The sequence below is a fragment of the Lachnospiraceae bacterium JLR.KK002 genome, assembly GCA_036941025.1.
Lineage (GTDB): Bacteria > Bacillota > Clostridia > Lachnospirales > Lachnospiraceae > Petralouisia.
In genome coordinates this window covers 335,556-355,421 of the sequence record JAYMNP010000001.1, presented here as the reverse complement: position 1 = coordinate 355,421, position 19,866 = coordinate 335,556, and the positions used below count along the sequence as shown (strand labels likewise).

Genomic DNA, 19,866 nt, shown 5'->3' with positions numbered 1-19,866 from the left:
CCTCCTCAGGAACAGTTTTAAGAACATCCTGCAGGAACTACCATCTTCGGATATGAAAAGAACCTCAAAGGGGATGTGCAGACTGATAACAAACGCTGCCGGGATTTAAGGAGACCATACAGGCGGTATTCCCCAAAGCACAGATACAGAGATGCGTCATCCACATGCTGCGCAACTCATTCAAATATGTCCGTTACAAAGACCTGAAGAAATTCGCCTCCGATTTCAAGGCAGTCTGCAATACCCCAAATGAGGCAACAGCCCTGTCAGAACTGGAGAATATAAAAGAGACATGGGGGAGAAAATACCTTTACGCCATCAGCATCTGGGAAAACAATCGGGAAGACGTCAGCCACTTCTTCCAGTTTCCGGATGACATCTGCCGTATCATGTACACCATGAACATCATAGAAGGGCTGAACCGCCAATACCGGAAAGTAACCAGGACAAAGAGCGTATTCCCCAGCGATACATCGTTAGAGAAAATGCTGTTTTTGGCAAGCCGGAATGTAACAAAAAAATGGACGCAGAGATACCGCAACTGGGACCAGGTTCTGAACCAGCTGACGTTCCTGTATGGGGAACGTCTGACGGAATACCTGTAAAAATATCACTGTCTAAGGATATTGACGGAGGGCAGGAAAAAAATTATAACCAGGGGATATTCCAATAAAGTGCATTTGGAACATCCCTTTTCCATGCCAGGGTCATTTCTGCCGGGAATCTGCTCTGTACCCCCCACTTGCTTTGCAAGTGCCATTCAGCAAAGGGGCCCACAGGCTCATTGGCTTTTTTGTGTCCGGCTGGGCTGGAAAAACAGATCGCCGGATAACTTTAGTGCTATAATCTGACTTGGGAACATTCGTGTTACAAGGTGGTGCAGATGGAAAATACATATGAAATTTTAAGCCTGCTATTTTTGGGCGATAACTTCCTGATTGCATTGCTTGCCTATTTGGATAACAGGAACAACAGGCGAAAATCATGAGGGATCTGGACGATTTGTTGCGCCATTTGTGGTGCGTCAGAGCATACGCAGTATGCTGAACGTATCGCGTTTAAGCACAATTGCGAAACAATATTTTCCTCCTGTGCGAGTACCCTCGCTTCGCTGGGTTGCCAGGTGCCAGTGGCACCTGAGTGGCAACGACCGAAACGGAGTGTAGAAGACCCTACGCATATTATTTTTTATCTCATAGGAAGATACTTTTACGCGTTAGCGTGACATAGTATTTTCTATAAGATAAAAAAAGAACCGGCGGTTATACCGGCTCCCTCTTTTCCTTATATTAATTAATGTTTATTATTTCCGTCCGTCCCTAATCCGGACTTCAAATCTTCGGTTACGGAATTATCCGCATTTTCAAGAATGACGGAAAGATACTCATTTGCTTCTTCTTTCGTAAATGCTCCTAAATCCCGCATATTCAGTACGCCGAGCGCAAGGGACATCCGTTCCGGGTTCTTCTTCGCCCACAGCTCCAGGAGGGCTTCGTCCGCAGTCACGGGGCTGACAGTGACAATGAACCGCCCACCGTCTACCGTATTCACAAAAATCGTGTCCGTTTCATCATCCAGAGATATGTCTGCAAACATCCCATTATACTTATTCATAATGTCAAACAGAAAGTTTTTCAGTCCGTCCTTATTCGTTATGGCGCCATCTTCCTTTTTCAGCAGAAGTTCCTTCAATTTGCCCGCATTCTCCTCCACCCGTGCCTTATATTCTCTGCGCTGTTCCTCCGTAATTATCTCAATGTCGGCCATTATTATTAAAGCGATTTCAATATACACAGACAATGGATTTTCATGGTACCACTCCAACAATTCGATTTCGTCATGATTTAGCCCTTCATACAACAGTTTCCGGGTTTTGTTTTTTTCCATAATATATACCTCATTTCTAAATTAGATGAATAATACTACTTTATACTACTTAAAGCGATAAGTCAATATGAAATGATATGAAATGATATATTGTAAAAAAGGAGTGATAACATGAAACCTCTTAAAATAAAAGTAAGCATTACGCTTGATGAGGAAATTATAAATGAGATTAAAAAGTTAGCAGAACAGGACGACAGGTCGCTTTCACAATACATTAATCTTGTCTTGAAAGAGTTTTTAAGAGATAAGAATAATAAACAGGAATAAATTATCAATAATACTACTTAACACTACTTTAGGCGATGAAACAATATAAAAAGCTATAGGGTGATATATTATATTAAAAAGGAGTAGTAATATGAAACCTCTTAAAATAAAAGTAAGTATCACACTTGATGAGGAAATTATAAATGAGATTAAAAAGTTAGCGGAACAGGACGACAGGTCATTTTCACAATACGTTAATCTTGTATTAAAGGAATATTTAAAAGAAAAAAATAGTAATCAAGGGATGTTCCAATAAAATGCATTTGGAACATCCCTTTTTCCATTCTTGGGATTCCCGGCATATGAACTTCATCCAGTAAACCCCCGGTTTCCCCGCAACCGTCATCGGGTAAAGGGGTTGACAGGATTCCCTGACACAATTTCTGACACCTTTTTCCGTAAATTTACAGTTTTTGACGGAGAGTATTGAAAGGGGAAAATGCCGGAATTGCCCATAAACAGAGACTTACAGAGATTATCGGATATAGACAAAAGCCATGCCATAATAACTATTGGTGGCTTTGCTTTTGGAAACTGCAGTAAGAACCTTGTCATCTATGGCATAAGCGGTTCCGCCGCAGAGACCTATGCAAATAAATATGGTATTACTTTCCGCCTGATTGGCAGCGAACCTTCCCAGGGCGATGATAACACCCCAACAGAACTCTTCACAGCCACCGTAACTCTGGAACAGGACAGCTACGTTTATGACGGAACTCCAAAAACCCCGGCAGTCACAGTCACATCCGGAGAGGCCGTACTGACACCTGGTACCGATTATACCGTCTCCTACAGCAACCATATCAATGTGGGAACCGCTACGGTAACGGTGACAGCCGCTGAAGGCCAGAACCGGTACACTGGCAGTAAAACCGTACATTTTACCATTACCAGCCCACCAGATCCCTCCGGTACAGGCGGACAGCCTGGCTCAAATGAGCAGCCTGGTGCAGACGACCAGCCCAATACCAACGACCAGTCTGCTCCCACCATTACCTGTACAAAGACTCTGTACAAGGTTGTGTATAGTGCAAAGCCTTTCAAAATCAACGCCACATCTAACAGCAGTCTGACCTTTACAAGCTCCAAACCGAAGATTGCCGCGGTAGACAGAAACACCGGAAAGGTAACCATCAAAAATACCGGAACTGCCTCCATAACCATCCAGGCAGGAACCATATCCAAAAAAGTGACGGTTAAGGTAAGCCCGAAGAAGCAGTCCGTGAAATCAGCAAAGGCAGCGGCAGGCAGAAAACTGACCGTAAAATGGACAAAGGATAAAATGGCCTCCGGATATCAGGTACAGGTTGCCACGGACAAAAAATTCAAAAAGAATATGAAATCCAAAACCCTGTCCAAAACCTCCTATACTTTCACAAAGCTGAAAACAGGCAAAAAATATTATGTAAGGCTCCGCAGCTATAAAAAATCCGGCAAAGAAACCCTGTATGGCCCGTGGAGCAATGTAAAATCCACTGGCAAAATCAGGAAGTAAACCGGTTCGGCCGACAAAATCTTTACAGGGATTCCCTGTAAAATACAAACCCTCCTTTTTCGATATTCCCGTTACTATAATATTCAAATTCAGAGGGGTAGATAATACAGCAAAACAACTGCTGAAAGGAAATGTCGATTTACATTGATAAGCATTTTATGATATGGTAAAATTATGTCAGGTGCTACCAGGATGGTAGGCGGTTAGCCCTCTGCAGAGGGACTGTGACCCTCTGATTACATAAAAACCTGAAAGGGAATTCGGAAAAGGAGGGCTAAGTGGATGTTGACGATTGAAGGATTGATTTCTGTACTTGGATTATGCGTGGCTTGCTTCAGTCTCGGATACGCCATCGGAAGCAAAGATAACCATAAAACACAAAAATAACCGCCCCCAGTCTGACAAACTAAGCGGTTATTTTGCTACATGTCGGGCTAACCGTCTATCGGTAGCATCTCTTATGTTTATAATATAACATACCATCACAAATTATTCAAGAATTTCCCAAAAAAATCTGATACCTTATAAATGGAATGAAACAACGACTATTAAACCGGTTCGGCTGACAGAACATTTAAAGAGCTTTCCTGTCAATAAGGCGTTCACCCCTGTAAATCGGGGCAAACGCCTTATTATTTTATATCAGGTGCAACCTGAAAAATTCAGATTCCTGTTCATTTTACTCCGAAATGCTCAAACAGCATCTCTTCCGCTTCTTTTGACCAGAGCCCCTTATTTCTCTTACAGCATTCATCCAGTTCTTTAAAGAAGGGGTCTTTTTCTCCCAGTTTTCCGAAATCTTCAATGGCTGTCATGGGCATGTCAAACTGGGTATAGGCCAGTTTTTTTCCGCCGGGGATAGCGGGCAGATTCTTCGTCGTCTCCGCAATGGAATCCATGCCGCCTACATGTGTGACCATAACTGCCGAATTAATCAGGCCTTTGGCTGATTTTTCAATGGCCTCCTTCATGTCATTGGTATTGCCCCCTGTGGAACCCATAATCTTGGTTCTGGCATAATGACAGTCATAGAGATTCATGCTTGCGGAAAACTGTGTATCCGTAGGCCCTGCAAAGAAATTCATGCAGCCATCCACAGACAGCAGACGGTTACCCATCTCTGCGATACTCTGTACCGGAGCATAGACGAATACATCGCTGTATCCCACGCCTTCTGTGATGGCGCGAAGCTCTGCAACAGGGTCTTCCATATTTGCAGTATTGATGTAATGAAGTTCCACGCCCTTTTCTCTGGCTTCTGCTTCCGGAACCACTTCTTTTGCTCTGGCAATTTTCTCATCATTGATATCTGTCACCACAATACGCTTCGGCTTGTTTTCAAAGGTAAGGCCATAGCTCACTGCTCCCAGTCCCATGGGGCCGCAGCCGCCCAGAATCAGAATGTTTCCTCCGGCCAGGGTACCCATTTTATGTTCATAGGAAAGATGTTCATTGTGGTAGTTGCTGTGATATCCGCCGATACAGCAGCTCATGGGTTCTGCAAGGGAAGCCTCAAAGTAGCTGTCTCCGTCGTATTCCCAGATACATCCCTTTTCGATTACATCGTTGGGAAAAATGCAGTAGGTTGTGGCGCCGCCGAAAAATTCATAGGAGTATCCCGGTGATTCCATCTGTCCGGGAATGGCCGGCTGCTGGGCAAATTTTTTCCCTTCGTGAAACTGATTTTTCCATTTCTCGCCTACTTTTACAATATCTCCGGTAAATTCATGGCCGATAATAACCGGATGTTCCGCCACATTCTCCGGCACCCGTTTGTGTTCCTTTCCTGCCTGCACCATTTTCCAGGTAGACATGCAGATACTGTCGCTTACTACTTTTACCAGAATTTCATCTTCTTTTATTTCGGGAAGTTCAAATTCTTCCAGTCTGATATCATTTGCTCCGTAAAGTCTGACGCCTCTTGCTTTCATTTTATTTCCTCCTGATTTTAATTTAATTTTTCCAATACCCAGTCAATCTGATTCGTTGTCTTAAATTCTTCCAGAACTGCTTCATTTTCCAGCATTCCGCAGATTTTTCCCAGCAGTTCCAGATGCTCGTCGCCTACACCTGCGATACCGAATACAAGCTGTGCTTTCTCTTCTCCGAACACAACGCCCTCCGGATACTGCAGAACCACGATACCCGTCTTTTTCACAGTCCCTTTGGCCTGAGAAGTTCCATGGGGAATAGCCACGCCAAGGCCCATATAGGTGGTCACTATTTTCTCCCTCTCCTGCATGGCATCAATGTAAGAAGAATCCACATACCCCAGCTTCACCAGAAGTTCTCCTGCCGCCTGAATGGCCTCTTCTTTGGAAACAGATTTCAGGTTCAGCCTGATTCCGTCCCTGACCAGAATTCCTGTTCCGGATGACGCCGGAGTGTTTTCTTCCTTCGGCTGTTCAGGTGCGCTATCTTCCTGTTTTGTTCCACCTTCCGCTGTCAGCTGTGCATACAGAGTGTCCAGCGCCGGGTCAGCCAGGAAATTGTTGATGGTCACCATCTGGGCGTTGGGCACGGATTTCCTTGCCCGTTCCACCAGCGTAATCTGCACCACTGCAATGTCGCAGTCCGGCGGAATGGTATCCACAGACGTATTGATTACCGTCAGATCCGGCCGCTGGGCCTTAATACGATTTCGGAACTTCGTTGCCCCCATAGCGGAAGAACCCATACCTGCGTCGCAGGCAAATACTACTTTTTTCACACCTTCTGCTGTAATGGACGCCGGAGTCTGAGCGGTTCCTTTTGCTTCCGCTTTCCGGCTGGCCAGTTCTTCCTGTGCCTCCTCCAGGCTTTTGCCTTTGGACATGCGGATGATGGCAGAAGAAACCAGGAAAGAAATCACAGTGGCAATCAGTACGCCTACAATCACCTGAACCATTCTGTTTCCAGGCGTCATCATCAGGTATGCGATAATGGAACCTGGAGAAGCGGGCCCCACCAGTCCGCAGTCTGTCAGATTGAACCAGAAAATCGCCGCCATATTGCCCAGAATGGGCCCCACAATCACCAGGGGGTTCATCAGAATATAGGGGAAATAAATTTCATGGATACCGCCTAACAGATGGATAATCACCGCACCGGGGGCAGACTGCCTGGTTTCCTTATCTTTACAGAAAAACATGTAAGCCAGCAGTACGCCAAGGCCGGGGCCGGGATTTGCTTCCAGCATGTACATAATGGATTTTCCGGTCTCTGCCGCCTGAGCAGTGGCAATGGGTGTGAAAATTCCATGATTCAGTGCATTGTTCAGAAACAGTACCTTCGCCGGCTCGATAAAAACCGCAATCAGCGGAAGAACACTGTGTTCCACCAGGAATGTCACTCCTGCGGACAAAATCCCAAGAATCACATTCATAAAAGGCCCTACTGCAAGAAATCCGAACATGGCCAGCAGCATTCCCAGAATTCCAACGGAAAAGTTGTTAATCAGCATTTCAAAGCCTGCCGGCATACGCCCTTCCATGGCTTTGTCAAATTTTTTGATGCAAAATCCTGCCAGAGGCCCCATAATCATGGCCGCCATCAGCATTGTGGTGTCCGGATCGCTCATTATGGCTCCCACCACCGCGATTGCAGCCACTACGCTGCCCCGTTCGCCTCCAATAAGTTTTCCACCTGTGGAAGCGATTAAGATTGGAATTAAATAAACTAAAATAGCTGAAAAAATGGTGGCAAATCCCTCATGCGGTATCCAGCCTTTGTCGTTAAAAAACGCCGCCAGAAAACCAAACGCAATCAACGCGCCTATATTGGGCATAATCATTGCTGAGAGAAATTTACCAAAACGCTGAACTCCGTTTTTCATAAATTATCTCCTTTGACCTTGATTTGCTCCTGACTGCAAAATAACTGTCCCGTATGTGGATACGGAATCCCGGATAAAAGAATCGCCTTTTGTGCATCAGATGACCGGTATCTTATAATTCCTGCATTCTTTCTGAAATTCTTCTGAAAGGCCGCCGTCGGAAATAATAAGATCCACATCCTCCAGCCCGCAGATGGAATATGTACTTTTCACCTCTGTTTTGGATGAATCCATCAGGATAATTTTCTGTCCGGCCCGGTCCATAACAGTCCTTTTCAGAACTGCTTCTTCGTCCACGCCGCAGGTAAATCCTGTCTGTTCACAGTAGCCGGTTACACCCATAAATACCTGTTCAAAATTGATTCTCTGTATTTCCTGTATCGTATGAATTCCGCATACGCTCATACTGTACCGGTTCATGGTTCCTCCCAGCACATGTACCGCAGGGTTTTTCAGCCGGGAAAGTTCCGCCGCACAGGTCAGGGAACTGGTATATATCAGGTTCGACTGGTCCATCATACAGGACGCCAGCGCTGTGGTGGTACTTCCGGAATCCAGAAAAATTGTGGTATCTTTCCGAATCAGTTCCAGTGCTTTCCCGGCAATCAACTGCTTTGCCTCAATGTTGCGCACCAGCCTCCGGCTTAACATATCGTCTGTTCCCACTACAACGTCTACGGATTTTGCACCTCCGTGCACACGGACAATCCGCTTTGCTTCATCAAGAGCTTTTAAATCTGTGCGCAGTGTCATTTCAGATATCTGCGGAAATCGTTTCTTCAATTGTGCAAAACTGATATTTCCGCTCTGATTTATCAAATCTACAATTGCATTCCTGCGCTGTTCCATTGCATCCATTCTCATACCTCCTGGGAATCCACAGCCGGATGGCAGCCATGGTTCCGTTCTTTCACTTCATAAGCATCTGCTCCTTCCATTATACCATAATTGCTTCGCGATATCATACGTGAATCACTTTCTTTTGTACCAAAAGTTTTTTGTTTCTTCATTGTTGATACGAAAGTTTATATTGTTATAATAACAACCTTTTCTTGGTTTGTCAACTTTTATTTTAAAAGTTTTCAAAATAAATTATTTTGTTTCAAAAGTTATGCAATTTCAAATATCTGTATCGGCTCAGTCTTCATGAAGCAGAAAGGGATGTGACAGGAAATGAATCTGACAGAAGTTGCAAGATTACTTTCAGGATTGCAGACTGCCGGATGGAGCGAAAAGGAAAACAGAGACAGTGAATCAGAACAAAGCGGACAGGTCCGCAGGGCTCCCTGAATCCCTCAATCATGAGGGACCTGGACGGTTTGCTGCGCCGGGCACAATTGCAAAGCAATATTTTCCTCCTGTGCGAGTGCGCATAATGGTTTTATCTTATAGGAAGACACTTTCACACTTTAGCGTGACAAGGTCTTTCCTGTAAGATAAAACTCCCTTCCGGTTATGGATATTCCATAACCGGAAGGGAGTAAAACGAAATTCTTTTTTATGTTCCTGTTACCAGCGAAATATTTTATTTATTATAGCAGACAATTTTACCAAAATCAGCTTTCAGAGAAGCTCCTCCAACCAGTCCGCCGTCAATGTCCGGTTTGGAGAACAGTTCTGCTGCGTTTCCTGCATTTACAGAACCGCCGTACTGAATCCGGATTGCTTCTGCAGTTGCTTCGTCATATACCTCTTTGATACATGCACGGATTGCCGCACACACTTCTTCTGCCTGATCGGAAGTAGCTGTCTCACCGGTTCCGATTGCCCAGATTGGCTCATATGCAATCACTGCGCCTTTTGCCTGCTCTGCAGTTACGTTCTGGAATGCAATCTTAATCTGCATACGAATCCAGTCAATGTAAATGCCCTGTTTTCTCTGGGTTAAGGATTCTCCGCAGCAGATAATCGGAGTAATTCCGTGTTCAAATGCTTTCAGCACTTTTTTATTTACGGTTTCGTCTGTCTCTGCAAAATATTCTCTTCTTTCAGAATGGCCGATAACCACATATTTTACACCGGCGTCTGTCAGCATATTGGGAGCGATTTCTCCGGTATATGCGCCGCTTTCCTCATAGTACATATTCTCAGCGCCAATATTGATATTGGAGCCTTTTGCTGCTTCCATTGCAGGGATAATGTCGATAGTCGGTACGCAGAATACCACGTCCACATCATCATTTGCCACCAGCGGTTTCAGTTCATTTACCAGAGCCACTGCTTCACTCGGAGTTTTATTCATTTTCCAGTTTCCTGCAATAATTTTCTTTCTTGCCATAATCTTATCCTCTTTCTTTTATCTGATACATGATAGAAGTTGCTTTTGGGCCTATTTATTAGTTGCTGCTGCCACGCCGGGAAGCTCTTTGCCTTCCAGGAATTCCAGAGAAGCTCCGCCTCCGGTGGAAATATGGCTCATCTTATCGCCAAATCCCAGCTGGTTTACTGCTGCTGCAGAATCGCCGCCGCCGATGATGGTGGTTGCGTCTGTCTCTGCCAGAGCCTTTGCCACTGCAATAGTACCTTCTGCCAGTGTTGGGTTTTCAAATACGCCCATAGGCCCGTTCCATACAACTGTTTTTGCAGATTTTACCGCGTCTGCAAACATAGCTGATGTCTTCGGTCCGATGTCGCAGCCTTCCCGGTCTGCAGGCATATTTTCCGCATCACACATTACCACATCTACCGGTGCGTCAATGGGATTCGGGAATTCTTCAATGGTTGCGGAGTCAACCGGCAGTAATAATTTTTTGCCAAGTTTTTCTGCTTTGGCAATCATTTCTTTACAGTAGTCTACCTTTGTATCGTCTACCAGAGATTTACCGATTTCATAGCCCTGTGCTTTTAAGAAAGTATAAGCCATTCCGCCGCCGATAATCAGAGTATCGCATTTTTCCAGCAGATTGGAAATAACATTCAGCTTGTCTGCTACTTTTGCGCCGCCCAGAATTGCAACGAACGGTCTTACGGGATTCTCCACTGCATTTCCGAGGAAATCAATTTCCTTCTGCATTAAGTAACCAACTGCTGCTGTCTCAACCAGTTCGGAAACACCTACGTTGGAACAGTGTGCTCTGTGTGCGGTTCCGAATGCATCATTTACAAAAATATCGCAAAGGGAAGCCAGGTCTTTGGAGAATGCTTCTCCGTTTTTGGTCTCCTCTGCACGGTAACGGGTGTTCTCCAGTAAAATAACTTCCCCGTCCTTCATAGCCTCTACGGCTGCTTTTGCATTGGGCCCTACTACTTCAGGATCTGCTGCAAATTTCACTTCCTGTCCCAGTAATTCAGAAAGCCTTTTTGCCACCGGCGCCAGTGAAAGTTCCGGCTTCGGCTCTCCCTTGGGCTTGCCCAGATGAGAGCAGAGAATTACTTTGCCGCCGTCGGCAATCAGTTTCTTAATGGTGGGAAGGGCTGCTACCAGACGGTTCTCGTCCGTAATTTTTCCCTCTTTTAAAGGTACGTTAAAATCGCATCTGCAAAGAACACGTTTGCCCTTTACATTGATATCATCTACGGATACTTTATTTAAAGACATAATCAAATTCCTCCTGATTCGTTATTATCTTATTGCACGAGTGCGCATAATTGTTTTTCTCTTACAGGAAATCCGAAAGAATTTCCTGTAAGAGAAAAAAGGCCCGGTCCTTAAAAGACCGGACCCTTTCTGAGCCTTATCTGCATTCTGCACAGCCTGTCCCTGAAAAAGGCGGCCTGTCCTCTGCAGTAATTATTTCTATTATGCTAATTCACTGAAATATTTGATTGTACGAACCATCTGGCTTGTGTAGCTGTTCTCGTTGTCATACCAGGAAACAACCTGTACTTCAAATAAATCATCGGAAACTTTGGAAACCATGGTCTGTGTAGCGTCAAATAAGGAGCCGAATCTCATTCCTACGATATCGCTGGATACGATTTCATCTTCGTTGTATCCGAAGGACTCGTTTGCTGCTGCTTTCATAGCTGCATTGATTCCGTCTACAGTTACATCATTGCCCTTAACAACTGCTGTCAGGATAGTGGTGGAACCTGTAGGAGTCGGAACACGCTGTGCGGAACCGATTAATTTTCCGTTTAATTCCGGAATAACAAGGCCGATTGCTTTTGCAGCGCCTGTGCTGTTAGGAACGATATTAACTGCAGCTGCACGGGATCTTCTCAGATCGCCTTTTCTCTGCGGTCCGTCCAGAGTCATCTGGTCGCCTGTGTAAGCGTGGATGGTACACATAATACCGGACTGGATTGCTGCATATTTGTTCAGAGCGTCAGCCATCGGTGCCAGACAGTTTGTGGTACAGGATGCTGCGGAAATGATAGTATCTTCTGCTTTTAATGTCTCATGGTTTGTATTGAAAACAATTGTAGGAAGGTCGTTTCCTGCCGGAGCAGAGATAACAACTTTACGAGCGCCTGCGTTGATGTGAGCCTGTGCTTTGTCTTTGGAGGTGTAGAATCCGGAACACTCCAGAACAACGTCTACCTTTAAGTCTCCCCATGGGCAGTTATTTGCATCCGGGAAAGCGTAGATCTTGATTTCTTTTCCATCAACAGTAATGGAATCTTCACCGGCAGTAACCTTGTCTGCCAATGCATATTTGCCCTGAGATGAATCATACTTTAACAGGTGAGCCAACATTTTGGGACTTGTTAAATCGTTGATTGCTACTACTTCGTATCCCTCTGCACCAAACATCTGTCTGAATGCAAGACGGCCGATACGTCCGAAACCATTGATTGCTACTCTTACTGACATGATAATTCCTCCTAATTTTGAATGAATTTGTTTTTGCTTGGATATAATACCCAACTTGCTTATATTTTAACTAATATCCAGGAAAAATTCAAGGGCTTTTTCAACTTTGTTCACCTGTTTTCGCAATAAAATTTTATTTGTACACTTTCTCATTTTCGTCAAAAAAATTCATTTCCATTTTGACAATCCTGAAAATGTAGACTATTATTCTGTTAAAAGATTAACAAACATGGCAAGGAGGTTTTTCATGCTTTGGGATACACACATGCACACACATTTTTCCACTGACAGCCAGGCGGACACTCACGAGATGGTTCGTGCTTCCATGAAGGCCGGCGTGGACGGAATCTGCTTTACGGACCACCTGGATATCGGCTATGACAGTTCTCCTGAACGTTTCATGCTGGACATTCCCGCATATTTTAAGGAAATGCAGGCAGTTCAGGCAGAATTTCTGAATAAATTCCCCGTCTGTACGGGAATCGAAATCGGACTGCAGCCCCATCTTAAGGACGTTCTTCCCGGAATTATTGAGGAACATCCCTTTGATTTTGTCATTGGCTCTTCCCATGTGGTTCACGGCCAGGACCCTTACTATCCGGAATATTACACGGGTAAAACGGAGGATGAGGCCTACCGGGAATATTTTGAATCCATTCTGGAAAATCTGGCTGTATTCGACTGCTTTGACGTATATGGGCACATTGATTACGTGGTACGGTACGGCCCCAATAAAAACCGGTACTACTGCTATGACAAGTTCTCCGATGTGCTGGACGAAATCCTGCGCACTCTGGTTGAAAAAGGCAAAGGAATTGAGATCAACACCGCCGGCTTCCGGTACGGGCTCGGCCATCCCAACCCCGCAGAATGCGTGCTGCGGCGTTATCGGGAACTGGGCGGAGAACTTATCACCATCGGTGCGGATGCTCACAAACCTTCAGATGTAGCATACGAATTTTCAAAAGTACCTGAACTGTTAAAACAGGCAGGCTTTGCATATTATACGGTTTTCCGGAACCGGAAGCCTGAATTTTACAAACTTTAACGCTTTATGGTAAAACAAAATGTCCTGTACGGATTCAATTGCCGGAATTATGCGCAGGGTCTTCTGCACGTTCTGCCGGCCGTTGCCAGGTGCCACCGGCACCTGGCAGTCCGGCACGTCAGCGTATACCATCTCACTTTATTCTGTTCACGGAACCAGTTCCGTCACTTTGCTTCCGTCTGTCAGACTGTAACCTTCTATCCTTCCGTTTCCGCACATCAGATAAAAACAGTCTCCGATATAAGTGCCCCGCACCCTCCAGGAGTAAACATCCATGTCGCTGCAGTCAATATTCATAATCTCTTTAAACGCTCCGTTCTCAAAGGAATACAGCAGATAGCTGTTCTTTTCTTCTTCCCGGTAACCTTCTGCCTGGAATCCGAATATGTTTTTCTCTGTGTCAATCAGAACTGCTTTGTATTCGTACAGTGCCTGGGCATAATCATAACCGGACAGATGAAGTCTGGACTGTTCCTTTACATCAGAGGGATTGGAAATATCAAACATGGACAGCTTCAGCCCATCCGTAACTCCTGTATTTTCATCTGCTTCCATACCGATTCCCAGAAGAAGGTTTTCCCCGTAGAAATGCAGGTATTCGGAAAATCCGCTGATTTTCAGTTCACCCAGAATCTTTGGCTGTTTCGGGTCGGACAAATCCACGGAAAACAGAGGGTCCGTCTGCCGGAATGTTACAAAATATCCTGTATCTCCCATAAACCGGGCGGAATAGACCAGTTCATCTTTCGCCAGATTTTCAATTTTCCCGGCAACATTCAGTTTGTCATCCAGCACATAGAGGCTGTTGGTGGTCGCCGCATCCATTCCGTCATATCCCAGCACTTCTCCGGTAATGTCATCCTTTATTTCCTGCACATTCTGAGATTCCACCGTGGTCACCATCCGCAGGTAACCCTGATATTCATTCATGGCCATATCATCCCGCAGCGTTCCTTTTACCGTGCCTTCCGCCTCCTTTTTCATCTTCCCGTCCTGGTAAGAAAAGCGGTAGATTCTGGTACTGTCGCTCTGGGGGCCCTGCTGACCGTACTCCACATACTTCCGGTCTGTTATATAAATGTTGTTCCGGCTCACATAAAATTTATCCGCAGCAGTCACAACGGCGGCCGTATCCGTAAATGCATCCGGCTGTTCCATATTAATGGAAGCCATAACCAGATAAGAGGCGGTATCTGTCTCCTCCGGCAGATAAATTTTATCTGCGGAAAGGGTCTTTCCGTCCACTTCAGGAACGTAGGCTCCGTAATCCTGCTCCAGCCGGGGCCTGTAAGTATTGCATTGAGTGAAAAAATAAAGATATCCGTCTGAAATTCTGGATTCCCGGTAGTTCCCCTTTATGGTAAAAGTATGGTATTCCTCCGGCTTCGTCCGGTCTTTGATATCATATACATGGATTTTACTGTAGGATGTTTCCCGGTATGGTTCCTCTTTCTCTGAGCTGAACAGATTTGCCACCGCCTGTTTCATGGTATCCAGAAAATTGCTGTCAGTGTCTGCCTGGTCCTGCTCTGAAACAGCTTCGCTCACCCATCCGGTTTCAATCACAACCAGACTGTCTTTCCACACATAAATGTTGCTGATTTCATTGTCAAAACTTCCCACTTCCGCGGTTTCTTTCAGTCCGCCCTCCGTGTCTGCAATCTGAACGGAGGATTTTCCATTCCGGGCAATCACCTGATAGAGATATCTTCCGTCATTTTTAATAATATCTGCTTCCTCCACATCCGCTTCCTGCTGATTGGTCTTCCCATACATATTTTCACCGGAATCCTCCTGAGCGCCGGTATCTGCGGCCCCATCTTCCGTCACTTCTTCTTCCGCGGCCGCTTTTCCCTCTGAAAAAACAGCGCTTTCCTCTCCGGCGGTATCCATGGCTCTCTCGTCTGTCACCAGTTCCATGGATTCCTGTTCTTCCCACACTTCTGAAAAAGCCTGATACAGCTCCTGATAAGTGGTACCCTCTGTCAGTTCTCCTTTGTCTGCCGTGACTTTCTCAAAGGTTGTTTCTTTCCCGCTCTTTTCTTCTGTCCGGGGCCTTTCGGAGGCTGTTTCTGAATCAAATTCTCCGTCCAGGTCTATGGAACGCCCTGCTGCAAACAGAACGATTGCCATGCAGGCTGCAACTGCTGCTGTGCCGCACCACCATCCGCGGTAACTTTTCTTCCTGCCGCTGTCTTCTTTTCTCTTATTGTCCATAGCTTCCCTCCTGTTCTTTTCTGTATTTTCCTTCAGCCAGGCTTCCATCCGGTCCGGCTTCAGGCTTTCCGGTATCTCCTCTGCCTCTGCAGATTTTCTCAGATATTCCCTTATGGTTTCTTCTGTCCATGTCTCCTTATTCTCCTGTCTGCCCATCCTTACACCTCCAGCTTCTTTCTCATTTTTTGGAGCGCCCTCCGGTACCCGGAGCGGACGGTACTGTGGTTCTTTCCCAGAATGCCCGCAATTTCCTCGCTGGTATATCCGCCAAACACGGATAAAGCCACCACAAACCGTTCCTCCTCTTTCAACTCCCAAAAAACCTGTTTCACTGCAGACGCCGTGGCAAAATCCGGTTCTACGGACAGGGATTTTTCCTGTGCGGAAGAAATATCCTCCATACGTTCCTCCCTGCGAAACCAGGTTTTACTCCTTCTCCTGCAGCGATTTACCAGAATCTGCATAATCCAGGGCCCGAATTTTTCTCTGTCCCTGAGCTGATCATATTTTTCATACGCAGCCAGTACCGCGTCCTGCACTGCGTCTTCTGCTTCCTGCCGGTTCTGCAGATAAAGCCAGGCTGTTCGGTACATCTGCGGATAGACTTTTTCATAACACCGCATAAATTCTTCCATATGGAGCCTCCCTCCTGAAGTGAATCGGATATCCGGATTTATCTAATCTATGTACATATCTCTTTCATTTCTCCATTTATATTATAAGAGTCCTTTTCCTGCCAGAATGTTGCATTTTATTTTGCTGACGGAAGAGTTTTATCTTATAGGAAATCCATACACTTTAGTACTTCACAGTAACACGGTGTTTCCTATAAGATAAGAAAACCCCGCTCACATAGTTCCGTGCGAGCGGGGGTCTTTCTTATGTTCCGGTCCTTTTCCTGCTCCGGCAGGGAATTATAAAATTTCCCGGACTTCTTCTTTTAATTTTCTGATATCAAATTTATGGATATTTTCAATCAGTTCCCCGGATACAGTCTGTATCTGTTCCGTGGATGATTTGCATTTTTCCACGATTTCCTTAAATTCTTCCATGGATTCCAGAGTATCCTGAGCGCTCCTGGTATTGGCTTCCGCCGTCTCTGTCAATGTGGCTGCGCCGTCCTCTATGGTATCTTTGGAAGTTTTCAGTCCCGTTACTTCTGAGGCAATTCCGCCGATGGAGTCTCCTACCTGCTCAATTTCATGGTTCAGCGATGTGAAAATTCCTTTTGTCTCCTGAATTTTCTCCGTCTGTCTCTGAAAGGCTTCGGCAACTTTCTGTGTAATATCCACACTCACATTGGAATTCTGAATCAGTTCATTTACTATATTATTAATCTGTTCTGAAGATTCTCCGGACTGGTCTGCCAGCGTACGGATTTCCTCTGCCACCACCGCAAATCCTCTGCCCTGTTCTCCGGCTCTTGCCGCTTCAATACTGGCATTCAATGCCAGAAGATTGGTCTGACTGGAAATTCCGGCAATAATCTCCGTAACGGTGCGAATCTGCATGGCTGACTGATTCGTCACAGCTGTCTGAGCTCTTACCTCTGAAATGGCCTGACTGCTGGTCTGATTGATAGAAACCAGATCTCCCATAATTTTCTCGGCAGTCTCACTGCAGTTTTTCATGGTATCCGCGCTTCTGGTGAGCATTCCCACATTTTCTGCAATCACGTCAATGGCATGGCTCATCTCCGTAATCTGTATACTGATATCCTGTGTCCGCTCTGCCTGGGAAGCTGTATTTCCTCCGATGGAACCCACTTCTCTGTCCACTATTTCCATAGCGGCAGCCAGATTCCGAAAAGAATCGTTAAAATCTTCCGAAACTTCCGTCAGCGAATCTGTGGCATTATTCACACTGGTAATCAGTTGTGCAAAAGACACCACCAGAGAATTCATGGAGCGTACCATTTCTCCCAGCTCATCTCTCCACTCTGCCAGCCTGTTATCTTCCAGCGTCAGGCTTCCGTCCGCAATCCTGCCAAGATTCCCCACAATAATATGTATCCTGTCAAACAGCCTCTTTCCCGCCGCCAGTACAATTGCCAGAATAATAATGTCAACAACAACCAGTGCCACCATTCCGTCAAAAACGGACATTTTTCCATTTGAAACAAGCTGAAGAATGCCCACGGAGCTTCCTCCGATAATCAAAATAAGCATGACCGCCACGCCAAGGGCAGCTCCCAGCAGTTTTCTGCTTTTCTCTGTCTTCTGCATTTTTCTTCTCCTCCCAGCTCCGTTGGGTCCCTCCTCAGTTTCTGCACACTCAGGTCTCCTCCCAACTCCGTTGGGTCCCTCCTCAGTTTCTGCACACTCAGGTCTCCTCCCAACTCCGTTGGGTCCCTCCTCAGTGTAAACTCAGTGTAAATATACTACACTTCTTCCGAAATTTCCAGCTTTTTATTCTGCGGCCAGTCCCGGCATTTTCCCTGTGTAGAGCTGATAATATCTGCCCTGCCGGGCAATCAGGTCATCATGGGTACCCCGCTCAATAATCCTGCCCTGCTCCAGCACCATAATACAGTCGCTGTTTCGCACCGTGGAAAGCCTGTGGGCAATGACAAAGGTAGTTCTGCCTTTCATCAGTTTATCCATACCGTCCTGTACCAGACGTTCCGTTCTGGTATCAATGGAGCTGGTAGCTTCATCCAGAATCAGTACCGGCGGGTCCGCCACCGCTGCTCTGGCAATGGCCAGAAGCTGCCGCTGTCCCTGGCTCAGATTGGCTCCGTCTCCGGTAAGCATGGTGTGATATCCTTCCGGCAGCCTGCGTATAAATTTATCCGCATTGGCAAGTTTTGCGGCGGCAATGACTTCCTCGTCCGTGGCGTCCAGCTTCCCATACCGGATATTTTCCATAACCGTGTTGGTAAACAGATGGGTATCCTGCAGTACAATTCCAAGAGAACGCCGCAGGTCTGCTTTTCTGATTTTATTAATGTTGATTCCGTCGTACCGGATTTTTCCGTCCTGAATATCATAGAACCGGTTAATCAGATTGGTAATGGTGGTTTTTCCAGCTCCTGTTGAACCTACAAATGCGATTTTCTGTCCTGCATTTGCAAACATTTTTACGTTGTGGAGGACGATTTTGTCCGGATTATATCCGAAGTCCACATCATCAAACACCACGTCCCCGGTCAGTTCAATATAATCTGTGGTGCCTTCTGCCTGATGGAAATGTTTCCAGGCCCACAGTCCGGTCCGCTGCTCTGACTCTGTCAGAACACCGTTTTCCTTTCTGGCATTGACCAGCGTTACATATCCGTTGTCCGCCTCAGGTTTTTCATCCAGCAGGGCAAATACACGCTCTGCTCCTGCCAGAGCCATCACTACGCTGTTTAACTGCTGGCTCACCTGGTTAATGGGCATGTTAAAGCTCCGGTTAAAGGCCAGAAAACTGGCAAGTCCTCCCAGTGTAAAACCGCCCGTATGGTTCAGAGCAAGAATTCCGCCCACCACAGCGCAGACCACATAACTCATATTTCCAAGCTGCAGATTCACAGGGCCCAGCATATTTGCAAACTTATTCGCACTGTTGGCGCTTGCAAACAGTTCCTCATTCAAATCCTGAAAGCGCTTTTTGCTCTCCTCCTCGTGGCAGAATACTTTTACCACTTTCTGTCCTTCCATCATCTCTTCAATATAGCCGTTGACTTTTCCCAGATCCTTCTGCTGGGCAATGAAATATTTTCCGCTCTTTCCCGCAAATGTTTTGGTGGCAAACAACATGACCGCCACCATCAGAAGGGTAACAACGGTCAGGGGTACATTCAGAATCATCATGCTGGCCAGAACGCTCACCACCATGATAATACTGGATAAAAGCTGAGGCAGGCTCTGGCTGATCATCTGCCGCAGCGTATCAATGTCATTGGTGTATACGGACATGATATCTCCATGGGAATGGGTGTCAAAGTATTTAATCGGCAGGCTTTCCATATGGGTGAACATCTCGTCCCGGAGCCTGCGCAGCGTTCCCTGAGTCACTTTTACCATCACCCGGTTATAGGCCCAGGTGAAAAGGGCCCCCACACCGTAAATCACACCTACCCGGCCGATGGCTGCCGTCAGAGGGCCGAAATCCGGATGCTCTGTGCCCATCAAAGGCAAAACGTAATCATCAATCAATGTCTGCATGAACAGAGTGCCCTGCACATTTGCAAACACCCCCACAAGAATACCCACCGCCACAAAGATAATGTGAAATTTATAGTTGGCAAAAATATACTTCATCAGCCTGGCAAACAGTTTTCCAGGATTCTTAATCTTCGGTTTCGGCCCCCGCGGCCCTTTTCCCCCAGGCCCTTTTGGCTGAGGCCCTGTGCTCCGTACGTTTTCCTGCTTTTTATGCATTTCTGCTTTTCCTGCTTC

Annotated in this window: 15 protein-coding genes and 1 pseudogene; 5 read left to right on the top strand and 11 right to left on the bottom strand. The window is 46.0% G+C overall.

The genetic code is table 11. The features are described from left to right. The first annotated feature begins 95 nt into the window (after positions 1-95). Positions 96-605, top strand: a pseudogene (locus tag VSQ32_01745) (transposase). Between the two features lie 688 nt (positions 606-1,293). Here the strand turns inward: VSQ32_01745 and VSQ32_01740 are convergent. Further along, on the bottom strand, positions 1,294-1,887 hold the full coding sequence (locus VSQ32_01740) for a hypothetical protein (protein ID MEH2941605.1): 594 nt from the start codon (positions 1,885-1,887) through the stop codon (positions 1,294-1,296). A 111-nt stretch (positions 1,888-1,998) separates the two neighbouring features. Between VSQ32_01740 and VSQ32_01735 the strand changes: the two genes are divergently transcribed. The 3 genes from VSQ32_01735 to VSQ32_01725 all read left to right on the top strand — a co-directional run bounded on the left by VSQ32_01735 (position 1,999) and on the right by VSQ32_01725 (position 3,649). After that, positions 1,999-2,154, top strand: a complete 156-nt coding sequence (locus tag VSQ32_01735; GenBank protein MEH2941604.1) for a DUF6364 family protein — start codon at positions 1,999-2,001, stop codon at positions 2,152-2,154. A gap of 91 nt (positions 2,155-2,245) precedes the next feature. Further along, positions 2,246-2,410 (top strand): CopG family transcriptional regulator, encoded by a 165-nt coding sequence (locus VSQ32_01730; protein ID MEH2941603.1) that lies wholly within the window; start codon positions 2,246-2,248, stop codon positions 2,408-2,410. Positions 2,411-2,602: 192 nt separating this feature from the next. Next, the gene (locus VSQ32_01725) at positions 2,603-3,649 is read left to right on the top strand and encodes a fibronectin type III domain-containing protein (GenBank protein ID MEH2941602.1); all 1,047 of its coding nucleotides are present in this window, start codon (positions 2,603-2,605) and stop codon (positions 3,647-3,649) included. A 674-nt stretch (positions 3,650-4,323) separates the two neighbouring features. Here VSQ32_01725 and VSQ32_01720 read toward each other — a convergent pair. The 6 genes from VSQ32_01720 to gap form a co-directional block, all read right to left on the bottom strand. Further along, the gene (locus tag VSQ32_01720) at positions 4,324-5,580 is read right to left on the bottom strand and encodes a zinc-binding dehydrogenase (GenBank protein ID MEH2941601.1); all 1,257 of its coding nucleotides are present in this window, start codon (positions 5,578-5,580) and stop codon (positions 4,324-4,326) included. A 17-nt stretch (positions 5,581-5,597) separates the two neighbouring features. Next, positions 5,598-7,463 (bottom strand): PTS mannitol transporter subunit IICBA, encoded by a 1,866-nt coding sequence (locus tag VSQ32_01715; GenBank protein ID MEH2941600.1) that lies wholly within the window; start codon positions 7,461-7,463, stop codon positions 5,598-5,600. 96 nt (positions 7,464-7,559) lie between these two features. Next, positions 7,560-8,321 (bottom strand): DeoR/GlpR family DNA-binding transcription regulator, encoded by a 762-nt coding sequence (locus VSQ32_01710; protein ID MEH2941599.1) that lies wholly within the window; start codon positions 8,319-8,321, stop codon positions 7,560-7,562. 667 nt (positions 8,322-8,988) lie between these two features. Further along, the gene (gene tpiA, locus VSQ32_01705; protein MEH2941598.1) at positions 8,989-9,741 is read right to left on the bottom strand and encodes a triose-phosphate isomerase; all 753 of its coding nucleotides are present in this window, start codon (positions 9,739-9,741) and stop codon (positions 8,989-8,991) included. Positions 9,742-9,792: 51 nt separating this feature from the next. Beyond that, complete coding sequence (locus VSQ32_01700; protein MEH2941597.1) at positions 9,793-11,001, bottom strand: phosphoglycerate kinase; 1,209 nt, start codon at positions 10,999-11,001, stop codon at positions 9,793-9,795. Positions 11,002-11,202: 201 nt separating this feature from the next. Further along, positions 11,203-12,219 carry a type I glyceraldehyde-3-phosphate dehydrogenase gene (gene gap, locus VSQ32_01695; protein MEH2941596.1) on the bottom strand — a complete coding sequence of 339 codons (1,017 nt, stop codon included), beginning with the start codon at positions 12,217-12,219 and terminating at the stop codon, positions 11,203-11,205. A gap of 247 nt (positions 12,220-12,466) precedes the next feature. Here gap and VSQ32_01690 point away from each other — a divergent pair, with 247 nt between their 5' ends. Next, complete coding sequence (locus tag VSQ32_01690) at positions 12,467-13,267, top strand: histidinol-phosphatase HisJ family protein (protein ID MEH2941595.1); 801 nt, start codon at positions 12,467-12,469, stop codon at positions 13,265-13,267. 147 nt (positions 13,268-13,414) lie between these two features. On the opposite strand, the gene VSQ32_01685 is transcribed toward VSQ32_01690, so the two are convergent. The 4 genes from VSQ32_01685 to VSQ32_01670 all read right to left on the bottom strand — a co-directional run bounded on the left by VSQ32_01685 (position 13,415) and on the right by VSQ32_01670 (position 19,848). Beyond that, complete coding sequence (locus VSQ32_01685) at positions 13,415-15,640, bottom strand: beta-propeller domain-containing protein (protein ID MEH2941594.1); 2,226 nt, start codon at positions 15,638-15,640, stop codon at positions 13,415-13,417. A 2-nt stretch (positions 15,641-15,642) separates the two neighbouring features. Beyond that, positions 15,643-16,119, bottom strand: coding sequence for a sigma-70 family RNA polymerase sigma factor (locus tag VSQ32_01680; GenBank protein MEH2941593.1), 477 nt, complete (start codon positions 16,117-16,119; stop codon positions 15,643-15,645). A 279-nt stretch (positions 16,120-16,398) separates the two neighbouring features. Beyond that, a complete protein-coding gene (locus VSQ32_01675; GenBank protein MEH2941592.1) occupies positions 16,399-17,709 on the bottom strand; it encodes a methyl-accepting chemotaxis protein in 1,311 nt (436 codons plus the stop codon). Positions 17,710-17,892: 183 nt separating this feature from the next. Continuing rightward, positions 17,893-19,848 carry an ABC transporter ATP-binding protein gene (locus tag VSQ32_01670; protein ID MEH2941591.1) on the bottom strand — a complete coding sequence of 652 codons (1,956 nt, stop codon included), beginning with the start codon at positions 19,846-19,848 and terminating at the stop codon, positions 17,893-17,895. Between the last annotated feature and the right edge of the window lie 18 nt (positions 19,849-19,866).

Bases quoted from the DNA above. Each gene is read 5' to 3' on its own strand.
- VSQ32_01740 (MEH2941605.1), bottom strand. From the start codon at position 1,887: ATGGAAAAAAACAAAACCCGGAAACTGTTGTATGAAGGGCTAAATCAT.
- VSQ32_01735 (MEH2941604.1), top strand. From the start codon at position 1,999: ATGAAACCTCTTAAAATAAAAGTAAGCATTACGCTTGATGAGGAAATT.
- VSQ32_01730 (MEH2941603.1), top strand. From the start codon at position 2,246: ATGAAACCTCTTAAAATAAAAGTAAGTATCACACTTGATGAGGAAATT.
- VSQ32_01720 (MEH2941601.1), bottom strand. From the start codon at position 5,580: ATGAAAGCAAGAGGCGTCAGACTTTACGGAGCAAATGATATCAGACTG.
- VSQ32_01715 (MEH2941600.1), bottom strand. From the start codon at position 7,463: ATGAAAAACGGAGTTCAGCGTTTTGGTAAATTTCTCTCAGCAATGATT.
- VSQ32_01710 (MEH2941599.1), bottom strand. From the start codon at position 8,321: ATGGATGCAATGGAACAGCGCAGGAATGCAATTGTAGATTTGATAAAT.
- tpiA (MEH2941598.1), bottom strand. From the start codon at position 9,741: ATGGCAAGAAAGAAAATTATTGCAGGAAACTGGAAAATGAATAAAACT.
- VSQ32_01700 (MEH2941597.1), bottom strand. From the start codon at position 11,001: ATGTCTTTAAATAAAGTATCCGTAGATGATATCAATGTAAAGGGCAAA.
- gap (MEH2941596.1), bottom strand. From the start codon at position 12,219: ATGTCAGTAAGAGTAGCAATCAATGGTTTCGGACGTATCGGCCGTCTT.
- VSQ32_01690 (MEH2941595.1), top strand. From the start codon at position 12,467: ATGCTTTGGGATACACACATGCACACACATTTTTCCACTGACAGCCAG.
- VSQ32_01685 (MEH2941594.1), bottom strand. From the start codon at position 15,640: ATGGGCAGACAGGAGAATAAGGAGACATGGACAGAAGAAACCATAAGG.
- VSQ32_01680 (MEH2941593.1), bottom strand. From the start codon at position 16,119: ATGGAAGAATTTATGCGGTGTTATGAAAAAGTCTATCCGCAGATGTAC.
- VSQ32_01675 (MEH2941592.1), bottom strand. From the start codon at position 17,709: ATGCAGAAGACAGAGAAAAGCAGAAAACTGCTGGGAGCTGCCCTTGGC.
- VSQ32_01670 (MEH2941591.1), bottom strand. From the start codon at position 19,848: ATGCATAAAAAGCAGGAAAACGTACGGAGCACAGGGCCTCAGCCAAAA.